This window comes from Actinospica sp., assembly GCF_035552695.1.
GTDB lineage: Bacteria > Actinomycetota > Actinomycetes > Streptomycetales > Catenulisporaceae > Actinospica.
Genome location: NZ_DASZKT010000109.1, coordinates 21,451 through 30,828 on the forward strand (window position 1 = coordinate 21,451; position 9,378 = coordinate 30,828).

8 protein-coding genes are annotated in these 9,378 nt (G+C 68.8%); 1 reads left to right on the forward strand and 7 read right to left on the reverse strand.

All coding sequences use genetic code 11. The annotated features are described in order from the left end of the window. The 7 genes from galE to VG296_RS13295 form a co-directional block, all read right to left on the reverse strand. The gene (gene galE / locus VG296_RS13265) at positions 1–1,071 is read right to left on the reverse strand and encodes a UDP-glucose 4-epimerase GalE (RefSeq protein ID WP_325565984.1); all 1,071 of its coding nucleotides are present in this window, start codon (positions 1,069–1,071) and stop codon (positions 1–3) included. 37 nt (positions 1,072–1,108) lie between these two features. Next, positions 1,109–2,983 (reverse strand): glycosyltransferase family 2 protein, encoded by a 1,875-nt coding sequence (locus VG296_RS13270; RefSeq protein ID WP_325565985.1) that lies wholly within the window; start codon positions 2,981–2,983, stop codon positions 1,109–1,111. Further along, positions 2,980–3,999, reverse strand: a complete 1,020-nt coding sequence (locus VG296_RS13275; RefSeq protein ID WP_349259547.1) for a UDP-glucuronic acid decarboxylase family protein — start codon at positions 3,997–3,999, stop codon at positions 2,980–2,982. The genes VG296_RS13270 and VG296_RS13275 overlap by 4 nt, the downstream gene beginning before the upstream one ends. Positions 4,000–6,238: 2,239 nt before the next feature. Further along, positions 6,239–6,523, reverse strand: coding sequence for a hypothetical protein (locus tag VG296_RS13280; RefSeq protein ID WP_325565987.1), 285 nt, complete (start codon positions 6,521–6,523; stop codon positions 6,239–6,241). A gap of 4 nt (positions 6,524–6,527) precedes the next feature. After that, a complete protein-coding gene (locus VG296_RS13285) occupies positions 6,528–7,010 on the reverse strand; it encodes a DUF2269 family protein (protein WP_325565988.1) in 483 nt (160 codons plus the stop codon). Between the two features lie 102 nt (positions 7,011–7,112). Then, a complete protein-coding gene (locus tag VG296_RS13290) occupies positions 7,113–7,427 on the reverse strand; it encodes a hypothetical protein (protein ID WP_325565989.1) in 315 nt (104 codons plus the stop codon). Then, positions 7,400–8,158 carry a DJ-1/PfpI family protein gene (locus tag VG296_RS13295; protein ID WP_325565990.1) on the reverse strand — a complete coding sequence of 253 codons (759 nt, stop codon included), beginning with the start codon at positions 8,156–8,158 and terminating at the stop codon, positions 7,400–7,402. Before VG296_RS13295 ends, VG296_RS13290 begins: the two co-directional genes overlap by 28 nt. 217 nt (positions 8,159–8,375) lie before the next feature. Here VG296_RS13295 and VG296_RS13300 point away from each other — a divergent pair, with 217 nt between their 5' ends. Beyond that, positions 8,376–9,320: a GlxA family transcriptional regulator gene (locus tag VG296_RS13300; protein WP_325565991.1), complete on the forward strand. Its 945-nt coding sequence runs from the start codon at positions 8,376–8,378 to the stop codon at positions 9,318–9,320. The last annotated feature ends 58 nt before the right edge of the window (positions 9,321–9,378 follow it).

The following is a 9,378-nucleotide window of genomic DNA, read 5'->3' on the forward strand; positions in this document are numbered from 1 at the left end:
TCATACCTCCTGTGCGGTGCGGGCGGAATCGTTCGTGGGGCCGGCCGCCCGGTCGTAGCCGGCCGGGTTCAGCGTCTGGAACCGCCACGCGTCGCGGCACATGGCGGCCAGGTCGTACTTGGGCTGCCAGCCCCACTCCCGCGCGACCTTGCTCGCGTCGGCGACGGCGCGGATCGCGTCGCCGGGACGACGGTCCGTCAGCTCATAGGGCAGCGTCTTGCCGCAGGCCTGGCTGAACGCCTCGACGAGTTCCAGCACCGAGGCCCCGACGCCGGTGCCGAGGTTGAACACGCGCAGGCCAGGCGCGTCATCGAGCCGCTCCGCGGCGAGCCGGTGGCCGTCCGCCACGTCCACGACGTGGATGTAGTCGCGGATCGCGGTGCCGTCCGGGGTCGGGTAGTCCGAGCCGAAGACCGAGAGCCGCTCCAGCCGGCCCACGGCGACCTGCGTCATGTAGGGCATGACGTTGTTCGGCACGCCCCGCGGGTCCTCGCCGATCCGGCCGCTGGGATGCGCGCCGACCGGGTTGAAGTAGCGCAGCGAGACGGCCGAGAACTCGGAGTACCGATCGCACGTGTCGGCCAGCAGCTGCTCGCACACCCACTTGGATCGGGCATATGGGCTGGTGGGCGCGGTCGGCTCGTCCTCGCCGAGCAGCGTCGCGTCCGAGGAGCCGTAGACGGTGCAGGAGGAGGAGAAGACCAGCTTGTGCACACCGTGCGCGCGCATGGTCCGCAGCAGGCTGGTCGTGCCGCCGATGTTGATGTCGAAGTAGTCCAGCGGGATCCGCATCGATTCGCCGACGGCCTTCTTCGCCGCGAAGTGGATGACCGCGTCGATGGGATGGGCCGCGAAGACGGCGTCCAGCGCGCCGCGGTCGCGCAGGTCGGCCTGGTACGCCGTCAGCGGCCGCCCGGCCAACTTCTGCACCTCGTCGAGCGCGCGCGGCGAACTGTTGGAGTAGTCGTCGACGACGACGACCTCGTAGCCGTGGCCGAGCAGTTCGACACAGGTATGGCTGCCGATGAAGCCGGCCCCGCCCGTGATCAGTACCGTGGTGGGTTTCGTCATGTGGGTTACTCGCTCTCTGCGATCGGCACCGTGGCCGTCACCAGTTCAGGGTCCGGATCGCGTAGTCGGGGAACAGGGCGATCGCCGTGGCGACGCACGGGATGGTGAACGCGACGATCAGCGCGCGTCGGCCGACCGTGTTCGCGAACGCCTGACGGCGGGTCACGGCCGCCGTCCGCGCGGACTCCACGGCGTGCAGCCAGCACACCGCGCACGCGACCAGGCAGTAGGTGGCGGCGCCGAGCAGGCACAGGAAGACGTAGCCGACCGCGCGTGTGGTCAGTTCGCCGGCCAGCGCGCCCGCCGCCAGCACGAGGCTGACCGCGACGAACGGAACGACGAGCCGGGCGGGCAGCGGCTCGAGTCCGTCGGTGTTCTTCGGCGTGACCTTGAAGGTGATCGGCCGCGGCCGGATCAGCTGCACCGCAGCCGCGCAGACCCCCCACGCGATGAACGGCCACCGGGTCAGGCAGTAGAGCCAGTTCTCCCAGCTCAGGATCGGGGCGTGGCGCGGGCGTAGCAGGCCGCGCCGGCGCAGCAGCACCGTCAGCAGGACCAGCCAGACGGAGACAGACCACCAGCGCAGCAGGAAGCCCGGGTAGTTCACCTCTACCCACGGCGTGCCCGTGATCGCGGCGGCCGGCGGCATCAGCAGCCCGCCGACCGTGGTCGCGGTGAGCAGGATGTAGAAGCTGAGCGCGTACGTGAAGCGGGCGCGCAGCCGCCAGGTCATCCGGCCCACGTGCCGCGGGGCCAGCCCGAGCAGGACGGTGGTCAGGCTCCGGGACCACTGGAACTCCTGGACGAGCATCGCCGAGAAGGTCAGCGGCCCGTCGCCGTGTGCCTCGGCGTCGATGGCGAATACGCCGTGCCAGCCCGCCGAGTTGAGCAGGAAGCTGGTGGAGAAGTCCTCGGCGAGCTCGGGACCGATGCCGCCGATGTCCCGGACGGCCCTGGTGCGCACGGCGTAGTGCGAACCGATGCAGACCGGCGCCAGCCCGCCGCTGTGGCCCGCCTGAATCGGCCCGTGGAAGTTCGCCTCGCGGTACAGCCGGCCTCGGGCCGACCAGGAATTCTCGACGTTCGCGTCGCAGATGCTCGGAGCGGCGACGTAGCCGACGGCCGCATCGGTGAACGGGCGCACCATCTCCGCCAGGTAGTCGGGTTTCGGCACGTGGTCGCAGTCGAGTTGCGCGACGACGTCGTATTCCCGGTAACCCACCTGGTCGTAGAAGTAGGCGAGGTTGCCCTCCTTGCACCGGGTGCGCCGCGGCCAATCCGTGCGGTGGTAGCCGGTGATGCCGAACCGGGTGGAGATCCGGATCCCGTGCATCTCGCACCACTGCATGATCTCCGGGGTCGTCTGCTCGTCGCACAGCCAGACGTCGTAAGGATGCGGATAGTTCTGGTTGAGCATCGCGGACAGGGTGCGGTGCGCCACCGGCCACGGCTCGGAGGGCGCCCGCGTGACCACGAACGCGACCCGCAGGTCCGGGACCTCGACGTCCGGGTCGACCCTGCGCAGTCTGTTCACCGCGACGACGAAGTACACCGGCTGAACAGCGAGGTTGAACAAAAGCAGGCTATTGATGATCAGGCCGATCCAGCCGATGCGGTGCCCCGGCTGGAACCACCAGACCCAGAACTCGACGAGGCACGCCAGCCAGCCGACGGACATGGCCGCGATCAGGGTCCGGTCGGCGACTGAGAGGGCTGGGACGAACAGCTGCCGCAGGAACGCGCGCCGCGGCCTGATCCTCCGGTTGAGCACCGGTCCGCTCGACCGGATCTCGACAACGTTGCCTTCGGACAGCTCGCGCAGTTCGGCGGCCAACAGGTCGAAGCCGGGTTCCTTCAGGGCCACGTCGCCCGGCGCCGCGCGGCCGCCGGGCTCGGGAGGCGGCGGGCTCACGCGAGCGCCGACGAGTGGCCGGAGAGCACCGGTGTGCGGCTGCGGCCTTCGAACTGCTCGCCCGCGACGGCCTCCGCGGCGGCGTTGACCTCTTCGGGTCTGGTACGGAACCAGTCCACGGTATTGCGCAGGCCCAGTTCGACATCGATCCGCGGTGACCAGCCGAGAACGCTGCGGGCCTTGGCGATGTCGGGCCGGCGCCGGGTGGGATCGTCGGTCGGCAGCCGGTGGTACTCGATCGTCGAGGAGGAACCGGTGATGGCGAGCACCATGTCCGCCAGTTCGGCCACCGTGTATTCCTCGGGATTGCCGAGGTTGACCGGGCCGGGCTCCGCGGAGTCGATCATGGCGGCGATGCCGTGGATGAGGTCGTCGACGTAGCAGAAGCTCCGGGTCTGCTTGCCGTCGCCGTAGATGGTGAGCGGAGTCTGGCACAGCGCCTGGGTGATGAAGCTGGTCACCACACGGCCGTCGTACGGGCGCATGCGCGGGCCGTAGGTGTTGAAGATGCGAACCACGCCCGTGTTGACGTCCATCGTCCGCCGATAGGCCGAGGTGAGTGCCTCGGCGAAGCGCTTGGACTCGTCGTACACGCTGCGCGGGCCGACCGGATTGACGTTGCCCCAGTACTCCTCGTGCTGCGGGTGGACGGCGGGATCGCCGTATACCTCGCTCGTCGAGGCCAGTACGAAACGGGCCCCGTGCAACGCAGCCAACTTCAGCGCATGCTCCGTACCGCGGCTGCCGACGGCGAGCGTCTCGAGCGGGCGGCGGTGATAGTCGGGGGGCGAGGCGGGGCTCGCCAGATGCGCCACGGCGTCGATCCGGCCCCTCACCTCCAGGCCGGCGCTGACATCGGCTTGGATGAACGTGAAGGAGAGCGATTCCAGCAAGTGGCGGATGTTGTCCAGCCTGCCGGTGGACAGATCGTCGACGCAGACGACCTCGTCACCTCGGCCGGTGAGGAATTCGCACAGGTGCGACCCGAGAAATCCGGCTCCCCCTGTGACTACTATTCGGGACACGGTGCCTCCATAAGACTTCGGAGATGGGTGCAGCAGGTCCGCGCCGGCGGACCGTGGGCAGCGCTGCATGAACGGAGCAGGGTTCGAATGTGAATACCTGACCGTCAGTCAGGCGCCGTAATGGAGAGTGACCCGCCGCCGGCGAACGGCGCGGCTTCGAGGGAGTGCGCGGACAGCGGGAACACGGTACGCAGGCCTTCATCCTCGGCTGTGAGGTCAAGGTCCGTGCAGCGGCGCACGACGTTGACCTCGGTACTTGTGGACCTGGCGGCGCTGCCGTGCCCGGCGGAGAGTTCGGGCCGTTCCGTGCTACCGATGGGACGTCCGGCGCGCCGAGGGACGCCGGTACGCGGTACCGGAACAACCACCACCCGACCGGTGGGTGAAGACGTCTGTCTCAGCAGCCTGATCCGCGCGGATTGCAGGGCTATGGACCGCGTAGGACTCGTCTGCCGGATGTGATTGGGTGGCGATCGAAAGTATCCGCACTGAACTCGAATCCTGTCAAGACTCGTCTCACCCGGTATGCATGGGTTCGCGATTTCGGCTTCAAGCGGACGGGATTGGCGGCGGCACGAGCGCAGGTTGCGTCGGCGCGAGCGATGAAAGGCCAGGTGGTCGAAGGTTTCTGCGACTCCCGCCGTATCAATCGGTTGAGGGTATTCAGCGCCGATTAACGAATTGCTAAAATAGTCAAAGACTTTACTGAACCGTGACCCGTCGGCGTTAGGTAGATTTAACAATAGCGCGTGGCCCAGGTGAACCGCCGCCTCGGCTCCGGCTCTTTCTGCCCAGCTGACCGATAAAGTTAGAGAGCTTGTCAATTTACCCGTTAATTTACCGTGATTCTCAGGGTGGGAGGCCGCGGCGCAGGTCGCGGGTACAGGGCGTGGCCGCGCATGCTGATTCCGGCCCCGCGGGGCCGTCGACTCGCTGGAGGTCACCGGCGGTCGAAGTCGGCTGTCTCACCGTGACGGACGGCACTGTGAGTTGGGAAAGTTTCTTAACACTGTCCAGAAGATGCCCGGTCACCGTCGACGCCTCGCGGCTGCGCGGCTAGGGGCAACCCGCCGTGTAAAGACGATGCAAAGAATCGAACGAAGATCATTTCGGCGTCGCGCGCTGGCCATGCGCGGGAAGATCCTGCCTCCGACCATGGCCGGTTCGGCCGTGGCCATGGCGGGCTGGGCGGAGCCGGTCTCCGCGCAGACGAGTTCGGCGTGCGCCGCGGCTCCGGCCGGAGACGCGGCGGGCAAGTTCACCGTGGGGTATCAGGGCTGGATCGCCCGATCCGCGATGCCACCGCGGTCAGGATGCGCAGCGCGTCGGAGGCATACCGCCGGAAGTTCTATGTCATGTACGACGTGACCGGCTGGACCACCATGCAGTCGGACATCAAGGCCTGAGGGTGCAGACTTGCCGTTCTGCATCGTCGGCTCTGCGAGTGTGCCCGGCCGAAGGTCTCCTGGGCCGACCGTGCCTTGATCGCGGCTCTGCTGGCGGTGATGCCGCGGCGCCGCCATGGCGCCGTGCACCTACCGGTCGCCCCGGCGACGATCCTGCGCCGGCATCGCGACCTGGTCACACGCCGGTGGGCGGCGAAGTCCCGGCACAAACGACCCGGACGGCCTCGCACCCTCGTATGGAACCTGCCGCACTTGCGGGCCGGCAAGGGCGTCCGTGAGCTCATATCGGAGTGCTCGATAGTTGCGATCGCGTCGATGGCTAGGCTTGCGCGCATGTGCTGGGCGATCGCGTACCCGATCAGCTCCTTGCTGCACAGGTCAAGGACGGTCGCGAGAGCCACGCTGCTTTTCCGGATCGTGGTCCAAGCAAGTGCGAGTACCCGGGTACCGAGCCCGCATCGCGCCGGTCTCAACCAGCGTGGATGCGAAAGTGATGCCGAAGCCCGTGTCGACTCCACGGCACTTCAACTCCAACCGTCCGCACCAAGGACGCGGACAGCTCGCACCGCTTGACGACCCGAACGTCATGCCCCTGCCCGCGGCCGGATTCGACCGGCGTACGGCTGTCGCAGGCCTCATCAACGAGTACCGGCGGGCGAGCTGACGGGTGGGTACTTAACGTGCTCGGCGAGCATCCGTGCTTCTCAAGCATTGCGCTTCCAGGATGGGGGGCGATTCTCGCTCGCGGCGATGGGGCGGCCTCAGCAGCCAGGCCTCGCGGGACCTCGGTGCCCTTGGGGCGGAGCGGATGATGGCCTGTGCAGTCATCCAGTGGCTTGATCGCGTGGGGCGGTGTTCCGCGAGTTGAGTCGGCGGAGTGCGAGCGCACCGCCGACGGCCGGTAGGCCTGAGAGCGCGGTGATGCGAGGCGTGGTTCGTGGGTGGCGCGCGACGGAGATGACGACGCACAGGTAGAGGGCGCCGTGGATCGGTCCGACAGCGGCAGCCAGCGGGCGCGAGTCGCCGGTGGCCAGGTTGGTCAGCAGAACGGCCAGCGAGGCGAGTTCGAGTGCTGTGAACAGGTGCAGGAGACTGATGCGGTGGGGCACGGTGTCACGCTCCGGTGGTGGAGCCGGGGCGCAGGATCATCAGCACGGTGACGGTGGCCCACAGCAGGTTGAAGGTTCCGGTGTAGGTCGCCAGGCGCCCGCACAGGGCGCGATCGAGTGTCATCACGGTCACGGCCGTGTCCGGGTCGGCGTCGGCCGCGCGGTCGGTGAGCAGTCGCTGCTGGGCGGGGAGGATCACTGCGGCGAGGACGAGCGCGGCGGCGGCGGTCAGCGCCATGGAGGCGACTAGCCACGGGCTGCCCAGGACGTGCAGGCTTGCGGCGGTGGCGAAGCCGAAGACGGGGACGGTGACCCCGATGACGGCGTAGACGGTGCAGATCCGGTGCAGCAGGGTCAGGTGCGTGCGCCGCGTCGGTTCGGAGGCTGCGCGGCGGGCGGTGGCGGGGAACATGCTGGCGGCCACGGAGACCGGGCCGACGGCGAGGATCGCCGCGATCACGTGCAGGGCGAGAAGCGCTTTTGTCATCACTGATTCCTGGGCGATCGTGGGACGCAGTCCGCGCGGGGCCGCTGCCCCGGCCCGGACGGAGCCGTGCGCGGACTGTCGTGCCCGGTGTGCGGGGTCTGGTTACCGGGCGTCGGCGGCGGGCCGGCGCTGTCCGACGACCTTTGAGGAGGGCAGGCGTCCGGCTTTGGAGGTGCCGGTGAGGTGGTTGCGGTCGACGGTGACGGCGAAGGCGAGGTTCAGGCGAATCGGTCTGGTGATCGCCTGGCGCCACGTGAGGTGATCACCGTCGAGGACGATGTCGTGCAGTGGGACTTGTTCGCCCGCGCCGTGGGCGCTTCCCGTCAGTACGCCTTGCTCGCGACGTAGTTCGACGAGGGCTTTGATCCGCCCGATCGGGTTCGAGATCGTCAGGTCCCAGGTACCTTCAACCGACATGCCGGTGGTGCTCCTTGCGTTGGTGATGGTCGTCGGGGCTGGAACGCAGCGGGGACGGGTCCGTGCGCGCGCCAGACCGTGCCGCGGCGTTCGTGGGCGAACAGTTGCTCCACGGCGTGGGCGATGCGCGGGCCGAGTTCGCGCTCCAGCAGGTACAGGCCGAGGTCCAGGCCGGAGGTGACGCCGGCGCCGGTTACCAGGTCGCCGTCGTCCACGACGCGGGCGCGGATCGCGTTGACCCCGGTGGCCTCGAGCGTGTCGAGACCCAGGTGGTGGGTGGTGGCGTTCCTGCCCTCGAGCAGCCCCGCCATCGCGAGCACCAGCGAGCCGCCGCACACTGCGGTGACCGTCACCGCGGGGTTGTCCATCGCCTCGCGCAGCAGCGCAGGAAGCCCGGTGGCCACCGCGCGCCCGAGCAGTACCGGGATCAACTCATACGCCTGCCACGCTCCCACGGCGCCGGCGTCGATGTCGGGCACCTCGCCCGGTTCCCCGACGCGGCCCGAGGCCCCGGGCACCAGGATCAGCCCCGCGCGCCCGGAGTCGAGGATGCCGGTCGCCCGCAGCGCCAGACCTCCGGCTCCGCTGACCACCTCGCGCGGCCCCTCGGCGCAGACCAACTGCACCGTCAGCGCCCCGCCGGAGGCAGCGGCGCCCGCATAGAACACCTCGAAGGGTGCGATGACATCGAGCGGATCGAACCCGTCGAACAAGACGATCTGTGCGTGCATTCGGAAGCCCCTCACGGTTGGAAGGCCGGACGGAGCCGGATCTTGCTCGACGCTATCGAGGCCGCGGCACGCCTCCCAGTGGCATAAATGACAATGTTCAACGGAAAAATGCCAGCGGCCATCCGCCCACCCCGAGATCCCTACGAACTGGGCTTTTGTGTACTGTCAGCGAGTAAGCGCGTTTCCGCATCTGCAACTGGGCGGGTAGGTTCGTGCCATGCACACCGTCGCCGTCCTGGCGCTGCCCCAGGTGATCCCGTTCGACTTGAGCACACCGATCGAGGTTTTCACCCGCACCCGCCTGCCCGACGGACGCCAGGGCTACCGCGTCCAGGTCTGCGCGCAGACCCCCGAGGTCGACGCGGGCGCGTTCACGCTGCGCGCGCCTTTCGGCCTGGACGCGCTCGCGGGAGCCGACACGATCATCGTGCCCGGCACCAACGCACCGGAGGCCGACCTGCACGAGCCCGTCCGCGCGGCCCTGCGGCAGGCCGCGCGGAACGGCACGCGGATCGCGTCCATCTGCACCGGAACGTTCCCGCTCGCGGCCAGCGGGCTGTTGGACGGGTTGCGCGCGACCACGCACTGGGCGGCGGCGGCTGAGCTGGCCGCCGCCTTTCCCGAGGTAGAGGTGGATCCCGACGTGCTGTACGTCGACAACGGGCAGATCCTCACCTCGGCCGGCGCGGCGGCCGGGCTGGATCTGTGCCTGCATATGATCCGGCGGGACTACGGCTCGGCCGTTGCCGCCGACGCCGCACGCCTGTCCGTGATGCCGCTCGAGCGCGAGGGCGGGCAGGCGCAGTTCATCGTGCACGATCACACCCCGGCACCAGCGCCCTCCGGCGCGGGGTTCGAGCCCGTGCTCGACTGGCTGCGGACCAACCTCGCCACTCCGCTGACCCTGGATGAGATCGCCGCCCACGCGGGCGTCAGTACCCGCACACTGATCCGCCGGTTTCGCGAGCAGACCGGCACCACCCCGCTGCAGTGGCTGCACCGCGCCCGCATCCGCCAGGCCCAGCATCTGCTCGAAAGCACCGAGCACAGCGTCGAGCGCATCGGCGCGCAGGTCGGCTACGCCTCGCCCACCGCGTTCCGCGATCGGTTCAAGCAGACCACGGGCATCAGCCCGCTCAGCTACCGACGCGCCTTCAGCTGACCAGGCACGGACGACAAGCGCCGATCAAGGCTCCTTGTGGCGCGACGGTGATCCCGAC

Bases quoted from the DNA above. Each gene is read 5' to 3' on its own strand.
- VG296_RS13290 (WP_325565989.1), bottom strand. From the start codon at position 7,427: ATGTCGGTTGAAGGTACCTGGGACCTGACGATCTCGAACCCGATCGGG.
- VG296_RS13300 (WP_325565991.1), top strand. From the start codon at position 8,376: ATGCACACCGTCGCCGTCCTGGCGCTGCCCCAGGTGATCCCGTTCGAC.
- galE (WP_325565984.1), bottom strand. From the start codon at position 1,071: ATGACGAAACCCACCACGGTACTGATCACGGGCGGGGCCGGCTTCATC.
- VG296_RS13285 (WP_325565988.1), bottom strand. From the start codon at position 7,010: ATGACAAAAGCGCTTCTCGCCCTGCACGTGATCGCGGCGATCCTCGCC.
- VG296_RS13295 (WP_325565990.1), bottom strand. From the start codon at position 8,158: ATGCACGCACAGATCGTCTTGTTCGACGGGTTCGATCCGCTCGATGTC.